Here is a 17,798-nt window from a genome sequence, read left to right on the forward strand (position 1 = left end):
ATTTGGATAGCGGGCGTTTTTTATTACTTAAAAGGAGGATTTTTTATGGAAAAGTTTAAATATTCAGTGCTCGTTTTATTCGGTGCTTGCAGCTACGGCATACTTTCAACTATTTTCAAACTCGGATTCATAAATGGATTTTCAGCACATCAACTACTAGGGGGACAATATGTCTTCGGATGGATTGGACTATTTCTACTCGTTCTTTTCTTTTCACGTCATAAAGTAACAAAAAAACAATTTTTTTCATTACTAACCGTCGGAACAACAATGAGTATGACTGGGATTTTTTACGCTATTTCTGTAGAAGAACTACCCGCATCTATCGCTGTCGTCCTACTCTTTCAGTTCACTTGGATTGGTGTCATTATCGAAGCAATTGCAAATCGAACATTTCCAAGCCGCGATAAGATCATATCTATCCTTATTTTATTTGCTGGTACATTGTTTGCAGGTGGTGTATTTGAAGGCCTCGGACAAAGTTTTTCTACGAAAGGGATTATCTTTGGGCTATTAGCTGCTGTCTCTTTTTCATTCTATGTTTTTGCGAGCGGGCGCGTCGCTACGGATGTTCCGCCTTATACGAAAAGCTTTCTTATGACAACAAGTGCTACTCTTATCGTATGCCTATTCTTTCCGCCAACCTTTTTAATAGACGGTGCTTTGCAAGCTGGCCTATGGAAATATGCTTTCTTCCTCGGATTATTCGGCGTTGTTGTACCTGTCATTTGTTTTTCAATCGGTGTACCAAAGGTTGGAACAGGGCTTGGTACAATATTAGGTGCAGCTGAATTACCAACTGCTATTATTGCTTCTATTACACTTGTACATGAAGTCGTAACGTTCATGCAGTGGATTGGAATTATTTTTATATTGGTTGGAATTTTCACTCCTCAGCTGCTTACGGCTAGGAAAGAAAGGAAACACAATCGCGTGCACAGCGCTTGAAAAAATACAGAATTTATATAAAAGATATAACTGCAACTAAAATAAGTAAATTTATCTGGAGGTATAAATGACTATTTTAAGCATCGTATTTTTTGCTATTATGTGTATCTTCTTCCTAATAAGATATATGAAAGAAAAGAAATTTTACGATTTACTTCTCGTTCCCGTTTGTATATATGCAGGAGCAGTGAAAACTCCTTTCGTAGAGTACTTAAACTTTAATACTACATTTAAAATAACGTATGATATTGCAGCTATTATTCTTGTAATCCTTGCTGTACTTTTCTTTTTGAAAGATAAGAAAGAGAACCATACTGCATAACAAAAGACCTTTCATTTACTTGAAAGGTCTTTTTCTCTATCTCATTTTACCGCTCCATACAGCTTCTCTATCTCATGCTCAATTTGTTTTACATCGATTCGCTCAAATAATGGCTGTACGCTATCAATTCTACTTGGCAACGTATTTTGCGGTTCCCAATTTCGTTTCACAATCGACAATGTGTTTCGAACTCTTTCACTTGAAAATGGTAAAAATGGCTCAAGGAGATGGGCAAAATTAGCGATAAGATACACACAGTTATAAATCGTTTCTTCACATGAAACTGGATCATCTTCTCTTTGTTTCCAAGGCTGCTTTTCATCAAAATATTTATTTGCAAAACGTACTGTATCAAATATTGTTTCTAGCGCCACCTTAAATTTAGTTTGCTCAATCGCCTCTCCTACCTGTTTATATAATCCTTCTACTTTATCTTTCAGCTCTACTTCAATACTTCCTTTCGGCACGATACCACCATAATATTTTTCAATAAACTTTAATGTCCGGTTCACAAAGTTCCCGTATGCACCTAATAATTCACTATTATGACTGTAAATAAATTCCCGCCATGAAAAATCAGTATCGCGATTTTCTGGTGCGTTGACGGTTAAAAAGTAACGAATAGAATCTGGATCATAGCGTTCTAATATGTCAGGCACCCATACTGCCCAGTTTTTACTTGTAGATAATTTTCTTTTTTCAACTGTTAAATATTCATTCGAAACGATATGACGCGGGATTGCTTCCTCCCCTATTCCAAGTAATACCGCTGGCCAAATGACGGAATGAAACGGAATATTATCCTTTCCGTGTACATAATATGTTTTCGCTTCGCTATCCCAAAACTCTTGATCATCTTTCCCTGTTTCTTCAACCCAATGTTTACTCGCTGAATAATAGCCTGTCACTGCTTCAATCCATACGTAAATTTTCTTATCTTCATACCCTTCTACTGGAATTGGTACCCCAATTGGTAAATCACGTGATACGGCCCTATCTAGTAATCCTTCCTTTACATACCTCTCTGTTAGTTGAATCGCATTGTCGCGCCATGTCCCTGTTTGTTTGGCAATTTCTACAGTCCTTTTAATTTGCTGCTGAAATGTATGCAATGCAAAATAGAAATGCTCTGTTTCCTCTACAGATGGCGTACTACCACATAACTTACATTTCTTTTCTAACAAATCGAGAGGATCTAAAATAGCTGAACACGCATCGCATTGATCTCCTCTTGCTGCTTCATGGCAATGTGGACATATTCCTTCTACATAACGATCCGGTAAAAACTGCGTACACGTTTCACAATACGCTTGTTCCACTGTTTTTTTATAAATATGTCCTTCTTCTAATAAACGTAAAAAAACATTTTGAACCGTTTCATGATGGTGCTCACTATCTGTACGTGTATAGCAATCATAAGTAAAACCAAGGCTACGAAAACATCGTTCAAACTCTTCATGATACTTATCAGCAATTTCCTTCGCTGTCACACCTTCTTGTTTTGCTCTAATTGCAATCGGTGTTCCATTACAATCACTCCCTGAAACATACAGCACATTCTCACCTTTTGCCCTGTAATAACGCGCTAAAATATCTCCAGGTAACAAACTCGCAATATGGCCAAGGTGTAACGAACCATTTGCATACGGCCAAGCACCTCCAATAAAAATACTCATCTTACATTCCTCCTTTTAAATATAAAAAGCCCCGCCCTTATCTTAAAAAAGATAAGGGCGGGGCTGTATAAACAGTCGCGGTACCACCTTATTTCGCCAATTACTCACATAATTAGCCTTAACAAGTACGGAGCTATATGCTCTTATACTGTGGTTTTGATAACGAGTACCAACTCTCGTCGCCGCCTACTATTATCATTTGATAAGTTCAGGACGAAGCTCAAAGGCCATTGTTCAAATGAATATTCTTGCTTCTTCTCAGCTACCGAAGCTCTCTGGAAAGAATGTGTTCATCCTACTTTTCCTTTTCAACGCTTTTACGTATAAAAAGTATTGTACGACTTAATCACAGAAAAATCAAACTTTTATTCAGAAAGAAAAGGAAATCCCATCCCCCTGCCGAATAACTATACGTTCACAAAAGGAGTGATAACATTGAACCAAAAACAACTAAGCACTATAAATGCAAAAAGCTGGAATACAGCTGCTTATGAAGCTTGGACGAATCGCCACGGGGCACCAGCTGATTATGCGAAAAAAATCATGAAAGATCCCACGCGCGAAGTAGCACATTATTTACCTTACATACAATCTCCAAAAGGAAAATGTATTATTAATTTACTCGGCTCAAAAGGAAATAAAGCTGTCGCACTCGCTCTTTTAGGAGCTGACGTAACAGTTGTTGATATTTCAGCAAGTAATGCAAAATATGCAAATGAACTTGCGGAAGCCGCAGGCGTCTCTATTCATTACATCGTTTCTGATGTACTAGATGTAAATCTCTCCAAATCATTTGATATCGTATTACTGGAACTTGGTGTACTTCATTACTTTCTAGATTTAAAACCACTTTTTACAACAATCTCTCAACTACTAAAGCCCGGTGGAATACTTATCCTTCGCGATTACCATCCAATATACACAAAGCTATTAGGAGTAGACCATCCATCATTTCGAGCAAGTGGAAATTATTTCGATGAAGAATTAATTGAAGATGATGTTGCTTATAGCATCCTTCTTACAGAAGCACAGAAAGAATCGCTACCTAAAACAACCATCCGTCGCTGGACGTTAGGAGAAATTATTACAACACTCGCGGAAGAACATTTTAAAATTGAAAAACTAGTTGAAGAACACGGACCTCATCAAAGATGGCTCTTCCCTTCTGCTGCACCGGAAGGAATCGAAGAACGTATCCCTGGTCTATATACAATAATTGCGACAGCATGCAAAAAAGGATCCCTTCACGGATAGGATCCTTTTTGCATGCTCACGCATATAAGTTGAGGTTGGAGATTACCATAATTCTGTAGAATAGGACACAAGATATTTCAACATTTCGTCTCTGACTTACGTCGTCAAAAAGGGGTATGACCAACATAACGAAGAGTAATGTTTCAGTTGATACTGATAATCGTTATCAACTAATTAGAAGTATACATGATGTCATTTCAAATTTCAATAGCATTTCTAATATTTATTTATGAATTTTATGATATGCAAATGTATACATTTTAAGAACTTTTTCTAATACCAATCTGACTCCTTCCATTATCTGCTATAATTTTCATTGAACAGATTAATAACTTCATAATAATGTTTTTATTAATTTTGTTTTAAATATCTATAAATCATAATAAACAGTTTAAATGAGGGTAGGGGTAACGATGAAATATGTTAGTATTCGAAAAAAACTACTGTTCACACTCTTAAGCATTTCTTCTTTATTTAGCATTGCTCTTATTGTTATTCTTTCATTCGCCATGAATCAAGCAAGTGAAATCGAAACGTTAAAAAATGATGTATCAAAAAGAGCGACGATTTTAAAAGAACGTGGCGATTGGTTCCAAGCACAAGTTGCTGGTTTACAAGAATATTTACTATCACATGATCAAAAAGGATTAGATAAGTTCAACCGAGAAGGGAAAAAATTAGCTGATACTAGAGAGAAAGTAACAAGTGACAAGAAGCTCCCAGAAGGAATGAAAGAAGCTATTTTAATGGGGGGAAAATGGCGTAGCGTCATAGATAATGAGGTACTACCTCTTGCTCGTGAAGGAAAATGGGACGAAGCATCCAAAATTGCTTTAGCACAAACAGATTATGTAAATGATCTTTTAGGTCGTTTTAATAAATATACAAATGAAGAGAATGAGAAACGTGACGCATTAATTGCTGACGTTGAGTCTTCTTCATCACTTATTCAATATATTATTTTCTTCTCACTCATTACATGTACATTAACGTCTATTTTATTAGCATGGTGGTTCTCTGGTAAACTCGTTAAACCAATTCGACAAATTGATGAGAAGTTAAAAGAATTAGCTTCTCAAGATGGAGATTTAACGGCTAGATTACACGTAACAAGTAAAGATGAAATAGGTGACATTGCAAATTCTTTTAATCAAATGCTCACTAACTTACAGCTTATAATAAAACAAGTTCAACAAACATCAACAAGTGTAAAAGAAGCTTCCGAAAATGTATTTATCGAAACGACTGCTTCTATGGAAAATACCGCAAGGACCCAAGAAACTATGAATGCTCTTGAACACAATATTCGTTCACAAGTTTCTAGCATTGAAGAAAGTTCAACTGCAATGGATGACATGGCAACAAGTGTTCAGCGTATCGCTGAGTCCGCCTCTTCTGTTACTAGTTTAGCTGTTACAACTTCAGAAAAAGCAGATGATGGGAATAAAGTCATTGAGAAATCTATTACACAAATGCACACAATTAACGAAGCTGTTAACGCTACATCACAAGTAGTTGAGCGACTCATTACACATACAAATCATATCGATACTGCACTTCAATCTATTTCGAATATCGCCGAGCAAACAAATTTACTCGCTTTAAATGCTTCTATTGAAGCAGCTCGTGCTGGTGAACATGGAAAAGGATTCGCTGTTGTTGCTGATGAAGTTCGAAAACTTGCTGAACAATCTCAACTAGCCGCAACTGACATTAACCATTTACTGCATCAAATTCAAGCCGATACTAAAATAGCAAATGACATGATGACACAAGGTCAAGCAGAAGCTTCTGAAGGAATTACTGTTATTCGTACTGCCGGATTTTCATTCTCAGAAATTGTTAACCACATTAACAAAGTCTCTACGCAAATGCAAGAAATGTCTGCAACTGCTGAAGAGATGGCTGCAAGCTCTGAAGAAATGAACGCAGCTTTAAATAATATCGCTTCTATTTCAAATGAAGTTGCTGCAGAAACATTACAAACAGCACATTCAGCTGGTGATCAAGTAAACAAAATGAGTATCGTGGCTAACAAATCATCTGAAATGAAAACAATCGTACAAGAACTTGAAGTTCTCGTCTCTCATTTCAAAACAAACGCTTAAAGTGAAAATGACACGAACTCAAAGGTATAGGAAAGAAAGTTTTACAGGTTCTCCTTTTTCACTTTAAAATATCTCTTTCTATCTCTCATTCCGTCTGCTATAATTCCTAAAGGAAATAAGAAAGCTTTATTCCAACTGGAGTAAAGCTTTCTTTCAATTTTTTACATTTATTAATTCTAATACTAAGATTTCACAAAGGAGGCTTTTAATTATATGAATTTTGTAAGTATCAGAAAAAAACTTATGTTCATGATGGGAACGATTTGCGCTTTATTTGGTATCGCCTTAGCTTTTATTTTATTTTTTGCTATTGACCAATCTCGTAAAGCTGAAACATTACAAAAAGAAATTTCTCCACTGGCAACAGAATTGAAAGAACGTGGAGACGCTTATCAAGTACAGCTATCTGCTTTAAGAGGTTATTTACTACAACATGATCAAGTCGAAATAGACAAGTTTAATGAGATGAGTAAACGTCTTGAGGATTCAAAAGATAAACTTCTTTCTAATCCAAATCTTTCTTCGTCCGTAAAAAGTACAATGGAATTAGGTTCTACTTGGAGAAAGTTCGTTGAAGAAAAAGTATTCACTCTTGCAAAAGAACAAAAATGGGAAGAAGCTTTACAAGTAGCTTCTTCAGAAAACGGAACGGTCTATAAAGTAATTGGTGACTTCACAAATTACAGTAATGAACAAGCTAAATTACGTGAACAATCTATTGAACAAATTGATCAATCTTCACTAGGAATTGAATATGCAGTCTTTCTATCACTTGTTATTTGTATTATCGTTGCAATTATTCTTGCATGGTGGTTCTCTGGTAAACTTGTGAAACCAATTCAACAAATTGATACAAAACTAAAAGAATTAGCCTCTGAAGAAGGTGACTTAACGGCACGTCTACAAGTAAATAGCAACGATGAAATCGGTGCTATTGCAGCATCATTTAATAAAATGTTAGAAAACCTACAACATATCATTAATCGTGTTCAAAAAACATCAGTGGAAGTACAAACCGCTTCTGAAAATATGCTAGAAAAAACGAATACATCACGTGAGGCGACATTAAGAGTCCAAAGCTCGATGTCCAACTTAAATGCAAGTATTCAATCACAAACTTCTAGTATGGAAGAAAGTTCAACTGCAATGGACGATATGGCAGTAAGTGTTCAGCGTATTGCTGAATCTGCTTCATCTGTAGCGGAACTTGCTGTTGCCACATCTGAACATGCTAGCGATGGAAGTACCGTTATTCAAAAATCTGTTTCACAAATGACAACAATACACGAAGCTGTAAATGCTACGTCAGAAGTGGTTGAACGTCTAATCACTCATACGAAATATATTGATACTGCTGTACAATCTATTTCTAATATTGCTGAGCAAACAAACTTACTTGCTTTAAATGCTTCTATTGAGGCAGCTCGTGCTGGCGAGCAAGGAAAAGGATTTGCTGTCGTAGCTGACGAAGTTCGAAAACTTGCTGAACAATCTAAAACAGCTGCAACAGACATTAATCAATTACTACATCAAATTCAAAATGATACAGAGACTGCTAGCTCTATGATGTCTCAAGGCCGTTCTGAAGCATTTGAAGGTATCAATGTTATTCGTGAAGCTGGTACTTCTTTCACAACAATTGTGGAACAAGTAAATAAAGTATCTACTCAAATGCAAGATATATCAGCAACTGCTGAAGAAATGGCTGCAAGTGCTGAAGAAATGAATGCTTCACTTAATAACATCGCTTCTATCTCTACTGAAGTATCCAGCGAAACTGCCGCAACGGCACAATCTGCTGAACAGAAAGTTATTGTTATGAATGAAATGACAGTAACTGCTAGAAAAATGAAACAAACAGTTGAAGAGTTAGATCAGCTCGTATCTCATTTTAAAACAGAATAGATGTTCAAAAAATATCCCTCTTGCGAAGAGGGATATTTTTTTGAGCTCATTTCCTGCACATTATGCTCATTTCCGTTATAATGAGAATCGATATCATTAAAGTGTAGGAGGGGCTGCTTATGTCACAAGAAGCATTTGAAAATAAATTACTTGCCAATTTAGAAGCTGTTATTGACCCTGAACTAGGTGTTGATATCGTTAATCTTGGATTAGTGTATGATGTTACAGCAGATGAAAATAATAATGCTGTCATTACGATGACTATGACTTCTATCGGTTGTCCAATGGCTGGGCAAATCGTATCAGACGTTAAAAAAGTATTATCAACAAACGTACCTGAAGTTAATGAAATAGAAGTAAATGTCGTTTGGAATCCGCCCTGGTCGAAAGAACGTATGTCACGTATGGCGAAAATCGCATTAGGTATTCGCGACTAAATAAAGTGGAAATTTCATCATTTGCGGATAGCGGGATAAAGAAAAGACCTGACTAGGATGTCAGGTCTTTTCTCTTATTATTTTACACCTACTGCATCATAAGCTTTCGTTACAGCTTGTACAGCTTTAGAGTTTTTACCGTATAAATCTTCAGCTGACTGAAGTGCCGCTTGACGCATCATTTTGAAGTCAGAGTTTGCAGTTAAATATTTCGTAAGCGCACGGTAGTAAATTTTTTCTGTCGCTTCACGGCCCACTCCAGTTACTTTCACGCCGTAATGATCTCCGCCTTCAGAAACTAAATAAGCAGCTTTATTATTAATACTACTGTTAATATGAACGCCGCCATTATCAGCTGTTCCAGTATAACGTTTACTATAGTGATCTGGGTAACCTTCACTTGGTTTTAATGGGTTTGGAATAGATGCTGGATCTTTTAGTGAACGAAGCGCATCACCAGGTTTATCAGGTGTATAAATATCAGCACCTAAATCCCAGCTCTTCTTCTCAACCATAACACCCATAATATCAGATAACGATTCATTTAACGCCCCTGACTCATTTTTGTAAACAAGGTTTGCTGTATGTTCAGTTACAGCATGCGTTAATTCGTGACCGATAACATCAAGTCCAGCAGATAATGGAATGAATGTTTTTCCATCGCCATCACCGTACATCATTTGCACACCATTCCAAGCTGCGTTATTCCAAGCTGTACCTACGTGAACAGTTGAAATAAGCTTCGCACCTTTATCATCGAAAGAGTCACGATTAAATGTCTTTTTGTAGTAATCATATACTTTTCCTGCATTTACATGCGCATCAACTGCAGCTTTATCTTCGAAGAACTTAGATTTACTTTCAACTTCTTCTCCTGTATATCCAAGCCATTGTGAGAATAAATTAAACCAGTTCTCGTCCATATTTTCTGCATCAAATGTATGAACACCTTGTCCTCGTTTACCATCAAACAAGTTGAATTGTCCTGTTTTCGTATCTTGAGCAATTTCAAATGATTGTCTAGCACCTAATACTCCGTAACCAAATCCAGTAATGTTATCTACAGCGTTATATTTCTCAATAACATTTCCATTCGTTGCATCAACAAAATAATGCCAATATCCTGGAGCTGGTTTTGAAATCGATGCCTTAACTAAGTATGCAAGGTAGTAATTACCGTCCTTTTCATATACAAATAAATCTTTTTTCACACCGTCATAACTCTTTACTTTACCAATTTCTTTCTCAATATCTGCCTTTGCAATCGTTTCTGCTTGTTCCGCAGTAATGCTTGCAGCTGCAGGAATATTTTTATCATCTAAATTCGGAATAACCTGTCCGAAGAATGCTTTTACATTATTCTCTTTATCAAGTGTAACAGTTTGATCAGAACCGTACACAGGAATGTTATTATGTTTCTCAACTAGCTTCACATGTGTCGTATCAGATTCAGCGTCTTTTTCTTCCCCAACGATATTAAAATGCTTTTCAATATTTCCTGCTAATTTAAACATATCTTTCTTACTCTCTAAGTATTGAAAGACTGTCTCTTTTTTATCTAGTCCTTCCGGTGCTTTCCATTCTTCACCTATGTATGCAGGTGTTTTAAATTCTTGATGATATTGAATTTTTTGTTCTTCCGCTTTCGTTGTCGTTGCCCCAAACGCTCCAAATCCCCCGGCGATAACAGTTAACGCTAATGCTGATGAAATGACTTGCTTTTTCACTATAACATTCCCCATTCCCATAAAGATTTTTGACACTTTTATACAATTCTTATTTTCCCAGCCGATACCTCTACTAAAATTTTGAGAAACATTTTTCAGACAATTCCAATCAAAAAAAGAGGACATCTATCGGATGTCCTCTTTTCTATAAACCTTTTATTGTTTTTTCAATTCAATTGCTAAATAATGAGATTGCTCTTTTGCTTCAATATGAATATCTTCTTCTACCGCTTCTGCTGCATCACGCATAACAAGATTTTCACCATTGATTACACTGCTTCCTTCAATTTGTACAAGGTACAATTGACGGCCTTCTTTCACTGGAAAATGAATTTCTTTTCCAGCCTCTAATGATAAGGAATATAAATTCGCATCTTGGTGAATTTGAATTGGTGCATTTCCTTCTACTGAAGATACCATATGGAACCATTCATTTTCACGCTTGCTCCAATCAAATTTAAACTCACCATAGTTTGGTTTATGATCTGCACGGTCTGGTAAAATCCAAATTTGTAATAAACGCAGCGTTTCATCGCCTAAATTATGCTCGCTATGAAATACACCCGTGCCAGCACTCATATATTGAACATGTCCACGCTCAATCGTTCCGCGATTTCCCATGCTGTCTTCATGTGTTAAAGCACCATCTACAACGTAAGAAATAATCTCCATATCACGATGTGGATGCATATCAAAACCAGTTTGCGCCGCTACTAGATCATCATTAATAACACGTAACGCTCCGAAGTTCATGTTATTTGGATTATAGTAATTGGCAAAAGAAAAATGAAAATGTGTATTTAACCAACCATGATTTGCTCTGCCCATATTTTTATGATCAACTTTTCTAAACATATCCTTCACCTCATACTATCTCGAATTCGAGATTTATTTTAAAATTTTTTCTTACTGTAACTTTTTTAGTAGTGTTAATAATTGCTTTTGTTCCTCTATATTTAAATTATGAAACTTCTCTGCTTGGAACGTTTCTTGAGGTGGGACGATTTCCTCATATAAAGCTCTTCCCTTTTCTGTTAAAGAAATATATTTCGTAGTACCCTCTTGTTCACGCAAAATCCACTCAAGCTGCTCCATTTTATTTAAAAGCTGCGTTACATTTCCTTTCGTAACAAATAACTTATTTCCAAGTTCTTGCTGCGTTAAACGATTATGTCCTCCAACTTGAGCTAACACATCAAACTGGGCGGCAGATATATTCCATTTTTTCAAATGCTGATTCGTCTCACGAATACTCTTATTATAAAAGCGTGACAAACGAAACCATAATAGTAGCCCTAGTCTATCTTCTGTTTTCATTTCATCACCTCGCTCGTTTCATATCATTAGTTTAGAACTAAACTTAATAAAAGTCAAATACTTATTTTTAATAAGCATAAAAAGCACAGCGCTATTTCTCCACTATGCTTTACATTAACTTTCTACTCTTATATTCATCCAATTTCCTCTCCGCGAACTTCCTCGCATCTTTTTCAATCCACCGCTCTTCGTACCGTTCACTTCCCACATACAATATATCTCTCTTATGCTGCATCGCATGGCGAAATTCATGCAGTAGCGTTTTGAGAACTTGCTCATACTCTTCCCACATACAAACGAAAATTAATTGCTTTTCTTTATGATAAAAACCACCTACTGGGAATAGGAACTCTTCTTCCTCTTCCCCTAATGATAGAAGTACATCATTTGCATCGCACGTATCACAAAAAATAACGGGCGTTTTACATACTTCAATAAGAGAACACAAATCCTCTCTCAGCTTTTTGACATCCCAAGGAAGCTCCGAATCCAACACATACCAATTCTCTACCTGTTGATATACATTTTGAAACTGGAGTTCCATTTTTCTTTATTCCCCTTTCCAAACTCCCTTTTCCTATATGTATGCCACAATATGGCAAATATTAAACGTATTCTTTCATCCTTGAAAAAATGCCAATAAAGAAGGGATCTATGTCGACATAAATCCCTTTTTTCATAAATATCTTGTACTTTGATTTTAAAAAATTCAGCTCTTCTTCATATCCCACTTAAAGATTTTATTTAAGAATTTATATACATTCTTCGACTCCTTTGTCAGAAGTGGGCCTAAAATGGATAGTATAAGCACGTATAGTGCTGAGAATGGTTTCAGTACTGACATTAAACCACCAGCGATACCGATATTAGCCATAATGATGGAGAACTCTCCTCTTGAAACGATTGTTAATCCGATATTTGTTGATGCTTTATGAGATAATCCAGCTTGTCTTCCTGCAATCATTCCTGCTACAAAGTTACCGATTATCGTAAGAAGGACAGCACCTAACGTTAACCATATCGCTCCGCCTAATGAGAACGGATCAATACTTAACCCGAAGCTGAAGAAGAAAATAGCTCCGAAAAAGTCTCTAAATGGAACAACAAGATGTTCAATTCGGTCACTATGCTCTGTCTCAGAGAAAACTAATCCTAGAAGAAGTGCTCCAATTGCTTCTGCAACGTGAATTGTTTCTGAAAAACCAGCAATGAAGAATAATGAAGCAAATACTACAATAATAAAGATTTCATCTGAGCTAATATTGAGCAATTTATTTAATAACGGCGTAGCCTTTCTAGCTACTATAAAGAATAGAAGCATATATCCTAAAGCAATTCCAATTGAAGTAAGGGCACCTAAGAAGGAAGCGTGATCCCCAAGTACTAAACCAGAAACAACTGATAAATATACAGCAAGGAATATATCTTCAAACATAATAATTCCTAAAATTAATTCGGTTTCATTATTACCAGTTCTTCTTAAGTCCACTAACACTTTAGCAACGATAGCGCTAGAAGAAATCGTAATAATACCCGCAATAATTAAGATTTCTAGTAATGGGAATCCCATTATAAATCCGTATAACAAACCAAGTGAAAAGTTAATTAAAATATAAATCGTTCCGCCAATCGCAATAGATCGTCCAGATTTAATTAGTTTTTTCATTGAAAATTCTAATCCTAGATAGAATAGAAGGAATAGAACCCCAATTCGTCCAAGGAAGGAAATTACACTTGCACTTTCAATAAATTTGAGATCGATAACACCTATTGTCGGTGCATGCGGTCCTACTAACATTCCAAGAACGATTAGAAAAGGAATTACTGAGAATTTAAATTCCCCAGCAATTACTGCTGCAATTGCCACTAAAACTAAAGCTGTACCAACTTCAAAAATTAACGTATCCATCTAATCAGTCCCCCCTATTTGAAAGTAATTCATTAATGATTTTTTTAATTTCTTCTCTCTCACCTGACACTACAAGCATATCTCCTTCTTCAATTACTGTTTCTGGTCCTGGATTAAATAGCTTCTTCATGTTCTTCTTCATAACCGCGATTATCGTTACGCTATATGTTTTTCTTATTTCAAGATCGCCAATTGTTTTTCCGATTGATGGAGCTGTATTCTCCACTTTGAACCACTCAATCGCTAAACCTTCAAAAACCATCTCAACATTTTCTAACGCCCTAGGCTTATATACCATTCCACCTAATATTGCAGCGATTTGTCTCGCCTCTGAGTCACGTAGTGAAATACTTGAGATGCTTTCTTCATGATCTGAATCAAAATGATACATTTCTCTACGACCATCATCATGAATGACAATTACCATCTTTTCGTTACCTTTCGTAACGATTTGAAACTTATAACCAATACCTGGAAGTTCACTTTCTCTAATATTCATTTTTAGCTCCTCCATAACTTATTTATTTTAATTTTCTGTTTTTCTGCCTTTTATTCATCCAATCAACTTTATAAATTCTAACCACTCAGGATATTTGTGATTTGGAAATCTTTTATTGTAATAATAAGTGGACCCTAAAAAGATACTTAAAGATGTAATGATAAAAAATATATTACTTCTCATTTTCAAACTCTGAAGGCTTACTTTCCATAAAGAATCTTCTTTCAAATTAGCCCCACCTTCTCGCTTTAAATTTAGTTTTTTAAAATGTAAATAATTCTAAAAATATTATGATGTAACATAATCATAACACAAAAACATTTTAAGTAACATAACTTTTTAGAAAAATTGATTCTCGTATATTTTTTGCATATAATTTTCTTATTACGAAAAAAAGGAAGTGTATTATATGGTTGATATCTTTAGCAGATTCCTTGAGGTAACGAATAATATTTTATGGTCATATATTCTTATTGCAATGCTAATCGGCTTCGGTCTTTACTTCTCTTTTAAATTAAAATTTGTCCAAATTACTCATTTCAGTGAGATGGTCAGCTTAATTAGTAAAGGGTTTAATCGAAAAGAAAAAAAGAAAGATAGCATCTCACCATTCCAAGCATTTTGCTTAAGTGCAGCAGCACGTATCGGTATCGGAAACTTAGCTGGTGTAGCATTAGCAATTTCAATGGGTGGACCTGGCGCAATATTTTGGATGTGGTTTATCGCAATTATCGGAGCAGCTACTAGTTTTGTAGAATGTACACTTGCGCAAATTTATAAAGTAAAAGATGGAAGTAGGTTCCGTGGTGGACCAGCATATTACATGGAAAAAGGGTTAAACAAACGCTGGATGGGCGTCTGGTTCTCACTTCTTATTACAGTTGCGTACGGATTAATTTTCAATTCAGTGCAAGCGAATACAGTAACAATAGCGTTTGAAAATGCTTTTGGACTAGAGCGAACTCTTGTAGGAGCTCTATTAGCTTTATTAGTTGCAGTTATTATTTTCGGTGGTATCAAAAGCATTTCACGTATTACAGAAATGATTGTTCCTCCAATGGCAATTATTTATATTGGTGTGGCAATTTTCGTCGTAATTAACAACTTCAGTATGTTACCAAGCATTTTTATAGAAATATTTAATGGTGCATTCGGTTTAGACCAAGCCATCGCTGGTGGTATTGGAGCAGCAATCAAGTTCGGAATTCAGCGCGGTTTATTCGCTACAGAAGCAGGAATGGGTAGTTCTCCTAATGCAGCCGCAACATCTGATGTATCTCACCCTGTAAAACAAGGGCTTGTTCAAGCGTTAGGCGTTTTCGTAGATACATTCTTAGTATGTACATCAACAGCATTTATCGTATTATGTTCTGGACTTTACAAAGGATCAAATTTAGAAGGTATCGAATTAACACAAAACGCATTAAGTTCACAAATTGGACCGTGGGCAAGCACTTTCTTAGCGATTATTATTTTCCTATTCGCTTTCAGTTCACTTCTAGGAAACTACTATTATGGTGAAACAAATATCGCATTCATTAAAGAAAGTAAAACATGGTTAATGATTTATCGTGTTGCAGTTGTCGGAATGGTATTCTTCGGATCAATCGCTGCTCTTAAAACAGTTTGGAGTTTAGCTGATTTATTCATGGGACTAATGGTATTCACAAACTTAATTGCCATCTCATTCCTTAGCAAATTTGCTTATGCTGCATTAGTAGACTATTTGAAGCAAAAGAAACAAGGAAAAGATCCTGTCTTCGTTGCAAACTCTATCCCTGGCTTAAAGAATACAGAGTGCTGGGATGGGCAAGATGTAGAAGAAAAACAAAAGGCTGTTTAACAAACAAAGGCCCTATTACTTCACCGTAATAGGGCCTTTTATTTACAACAGTTCATAATTTGTTCAAATTAATTCCAGCAAAAGGGTTGATTTATAGAGATTACTAGATTATAATAATTATAAGTTAGTAATTGATATCACATAACAACTCAAAAGGAGATTGATCATAATGAACAAACAAGTAATCGAAGTATTAAACAAACAAGTAGCAGACTGGAGCGTTTTATTCACAAAACTTCACAACTTCCATTGGTACGTAAAAGGACCTCAATTCTTCACATTACACGAGAAATTCGAAGAACTTTACACAGAATCAGCTACTCACATCGATGAAATTGCAGAACGTATTTTAGCAATTGGCGGCAAACCAGTAGCAACAATGAAAGAATACTTAGAACTATCTTCTATTCAAGAAGCAGCATACGGAGAAACTGCAGAAGGGATGGTCGAAGCAATCATGAAAGACTACGAAATGATGCTAGTCGAACTGAAAAAAGGCATGGAAATCGCTCAAGACTCTGACGATGAAATGACATCTGACCTACTACTAGGCATCTACACAGAACTAGAAAAACACGCTTGGATGCTACGTGCGTTCTTGAATCAATAATATGTAAAAGCGGAGGCGGCTTGCTCAGAATCGCAGGGCACTTCAAGCTCTCGACCTTGAAGCGCTTTTTGCTTCGAGCGAGAGAGCAAAATGACCGGAGATTCTAGCCGCTGGAGCTGGATATTACTTTAAAGCGGAAGCGGCTCGTTCAGAACAGGAAGGTGTTGGAACTCCTGATTACGAGGCGCTTTTTGCCTCGAATGAAGGAGTGAAACAACCGACTGTTCTAGCCGCTGGAGCTGGATATCACCTAAAAGCGGAAGCGGCTTGCTCAGAATGTGAGGGGGATGGAGCTTTTGACGTAGAGGCGCTCTTTGCCTCGCAGGAAAAAGCGAAGCCACCGAACATTCTAGCTACCGGAGCTGGATATCATTTAAAGCGGAAGCGGCTCGTTCAGAGTCGCTTTTTTCTATAGATTAATCGCGCATGCTGGTACATGAAATTTATATCAGCGATTTTTCCAACATATCGGCGATTCTCCCCAATATATCAGCGATTTTTCAATTATATCGACTTATCGACAAATCACGACAATATTAACACACCCCTCTCCCCTACTTTTATCAATATATTACAATCTCATCTATGTTAAAATATAGGAAACACCCTTTTGCTTTTCCAAATTCATCATTTACTACTTAAATGACGGGAGTGGTTCAGTTGAAAGACTACTTAATTAGAGCATTTTTTGCGTTAATAACAGTTGGGATTCTCTTACTTATAGCTAATATTTTCAATATACGTGTCGAGGTTAAGGACTATGCTTTCCTCGTTGTCGTAGCAATTGGTGGCGGCTGGGGTGGCTGGTACCTGTATAAAAAACAAAGCAATCAAAATAATAAAGGCATTCCAAAGTAATACGGAATGCCTCTTTTTATTGCCTTCTGTAATAAATAATGAAATTCAGACCACTAATACAACCAATCGCAATAAACATACAAAACGATTGTGGATCTCCACCTAGATTATACTCATCAACGATGAATCCGGACATAAACAACGTTATCGCGGAAACACCGATACACAATACCGAGATAAACCAAAGCGAAAATTCATTAATCAACTCTTTCTTCTGTCTCAAAACAATTAGCATAACAAGAATAGACGCTGCTAAAATACTTTTAAAAACCGGTCTTAAATACACAAACTCCTCCATCTCTTTCTCCTTTTCCAAAAACATTACATCTAAACATTAACATATTTAACCAAATTAAAAACACATGCCGTCTTAAATTAAAACGAC

At 36.1% G+C, this 17,798-nt stretch carries 17 protein-coding genes and 1 other annotated feature; of the genes, 9 read left to right on the forward strand and 8 right to left on the reverse strand.

Features of this window, described 5'->3' with window-relative positions:
• Positions 1 to 45: 45 nt before the first annotated feature.
• Positions 46 to 948 (forward strand): EamA family transporter, encoded by a 903-nt coding sequence (locus MKY21_RS25295; RefSeq protein WP_098782493.1) that lies wholly within the window; start codon positions 46 to 48, stop codon positions 946 to 948.
• Positions 949 to 1,015: 67 nt separating this feature from the next.
• Complete coding sequence (locus MKY21_RS25300; protein ID WP_000154132.1) at positions 1,016 to 1,270, forward strand: hypothetical protein; 255 nt, start codon at positions 1,016 to 1,018, stop codon at positions 1,268 to 1,270.
• 41 nt (positions 1,271 to 1,311) lie between these two features.
• On the opposite strand, the gene metG is transcribed toward MKY21_RS25300, so the two are convergent.
• Entirely contained in the window at positions 1,312 to 2,946 is a 1,635-nt protein-coding gene (metG, locus tag MKY21_RS25305) for a methionine--tRNA ligase (RefSeq protein WP_016118852.1), read from the reverse strand.
• Positions 2,947 to 2,996: 50 nt separating this feature from the next.
• Positions 2,997 to 3,267: a binding site (T-box leader), on the reverse strand.
• Positions 3,268 to 3,381: 114 nt separating this feature from the next.
• On the opposite strand from metG, the gene MKY21_RS25310 reads away from it, so the two are divergent.
• The 4 genes from MKY21_RS25310 (at position 3,382) to MKY21_RS25325 (ending at position 8,650) form a co-directional block, all read left to right on the forward strand.
• On the forward strand, positions 3,382 to 4,200 hold the full coding sequence (locus tag MKY21_RS25310; protein WP_001072229.1) for a class I SAM-dependent methyltransferase: 819 nt from the start codon (positions 3,382 to 3,384) through the stop codon (positions 4,198 to 4,200).
• A 413-nt stretch (positions 4,201 to 4,613) separates the two neighbouring features.
• A complete protein-coding gene (locus MKY21_RS25315; RefSeq protein WP_016118854.1) occupies positions 4,614 to 6,308 on the forward strand; it encodes a methyl-accepting chemotaxis protein in 1,695 nt (564 codons plus the stop codon).
• A 213-nt stretch (positions 6,309 to 6,521) separates the two neighbouring features.
• Positions 6,522 to 8,213: a methyl-accepting chemotaxis protein gene (locus MKY21_RS25320; protein WP_001012190.1), complete on the forward strand. Its 1,692-nt coding sequence runs from the start codon at positions 6,522 to 6,524 to the stop codon at positions 8,211 to 8,213.
• A gap of 119 nt (positions 8,214 to 8,332) precedes the next feature.
• Positions 8,333 to 8,650, forward strand: coding sequence for a metal-sulfur cluster assembly factor (locus tag MKY21_RS25325; RefSeq protein ID WP_000076422.1), 318 nt, complete (start codon positions 8,333 to 8,335; stop codon positions 8,648 to 8,650).
• 77 nt (positions 8,651 to 8,727) lie between these two features.
• On the opposite strand, the gene MKY21_RS25330 is transcribed toward MKY21_RS25325, so the two are convergent.
• The 6 genes from MKY21_RS25330 to MKY21_RS25355 all read right to left on the reverse strand — a co-directional run bounded on the left by MKY21_RS25330 (position 8,728) and on the right by MKY21_RS25355 (position 14,102).
• A complete protein-coding gene (locus MKY21_RS25330) occupies positions 8,728 to 10,377 on the reverse strand; it encodes a M4 family metallopeptidase (RefSeq protein WP_043308787.1) in 1,650 nt (549 codons plus the stop codon).
• A 156-nt stretch (positions 10,378 to 10,533) separates the two neighbouring features.
• On the reverse strand, positions 10,534 to 11,232 hold the full coding sequence (locus MKY21_RS25335; protein ID WP_000488928.1) for a pirin family protein: 699 nt from the start codon (positions 11,230 to 11,232) through the stop codon (positions 10,534 to 10,536).
• A 51-nt stretch (positions 11,233 to 11,283) separates the two neighbouring features.
• Positions 11,284 to 11,694 carry a MarR family winged helix-turn-helix transcriptional regulator gene (locus MKY21_RS25340; RefSeq protein ID WP_000845467.1) on the reverse strand — a complete coding sequence of 137 codons (411 nt, stop codon included), beginning with the start codon at positions 11,692 to 11,694 and terminating at the stop codon, positions 11,284 to 11,286.
• 109 nt (positions 11,695 to 11,803) lie between these two features.
• On the reverse strand, positions 11,804 to 12,238 hold the full coding sequence (locus MKY21_RS25345) for a DUF3920 family protein (RefSeq protein ID WP_000422797.1): 435 nt from the start codon (positions 12,236 to 12,238) through the stop codon (positions 11,804 to 11,806).
• Between the two features lie 165 nt (positions 12,239 to 12,403).
• Entirely contained in the window at positions 12,404 to 13,603 is a 1,200-nt protein-coding gene (locus MKY21_RS25350) for a cation:proton antiporter (protein ID WP_341077609.1), read from the reverse strand.
• 4 nt (positions 13,604 to 13,607) lie between these two features.
• Positions 13,608 to 14,102 carry a cation:proton antiporter regulatory subunit gene (locus MKY21_RS25355; protein WP_001026078.1) on the reverse strand — a complete coding sequence of 165 codons (495 nt, stop codon included), beginning with the start codon at positions 14,100 to 14,102 and terminating at the stop codon, positions 13,608 to 13,610.
• A 409-nt stretch (positions 14,103 to 14,511) separates the two neighbouring features.
• Here MKY21_RS25355 and MKY21_RS25360 point away from each other — a divergent pair, with 409 nt between their 5' ends.
• The 3 genes from MKY21_RS25360 to MKY21_RS25370 all read left to right on the forward strand — a co-directional run bounded on the left by MKY21_RS25360 (position 14,512) and on the right by MKY21_RS25370 (position 17,413).
• Entirely contained in the window at positions 14,512 to 15,945 is a 1,434-nt protein-coding gene (locus tag MKY21_RS25360) for an alanine/glycine:cation symporter family protein (protein ID WP_000227596.1), read from the forward strand.
• 169 nt (positions 15,946 to 16,114) lie between these two features.
• Positions 16,115 to 16,555 carry a Dps family protein gene (locus MKY21_RS25365; RefSeq protein WP_001041895.1) on the forward strand — a complete coding sequence of 147 codons (441 nt, stop codon included), beginning with the start codon at positions 16,115 to 16,117 and terminating at the stop codon, positions 16,553 to 16,555.
• Positions 16,556 to 17,215: 660 nt separating this feature from the next.
• Entirely contained in the window at positions 17,216 to 17,413 is a 198-nt protein-coding gene (locus MKY21_RS25370; RefSeq protein ID WP_000656313.1) for a hypothetical protein, read from the forward strand.
• A gap of 16 nt (positions 17,414 to 17,429) precedes the next feature.
• Here MKY21_RS25370 and MKY21_RS25375 read toward each other — a convergent pair whose 3' ends face one another.
• Positions 17,430 to 17,711: a hypothetical protein gene (locus tag MKY21_RS25375; protein WP_000390910.1), complete on the reverse strand. Its 282-nt coding sequence runs from the start codon at positions 17,709 to 17,711 to the stop codon at positions 17,430 to 17,432.
• Between the last annotated feature and the right edge of the window lie 87 nt (positions 17,712 to 17,798).

Source organism: Bacillus sp. FSL R9-9497 (assembly GCF_038005805.1).
GTDB lineage: Bacteria > Bacillota > Bacilli > Bacillales > Bacillaceae_G > Bacillus_A > Bacillus_A cereus.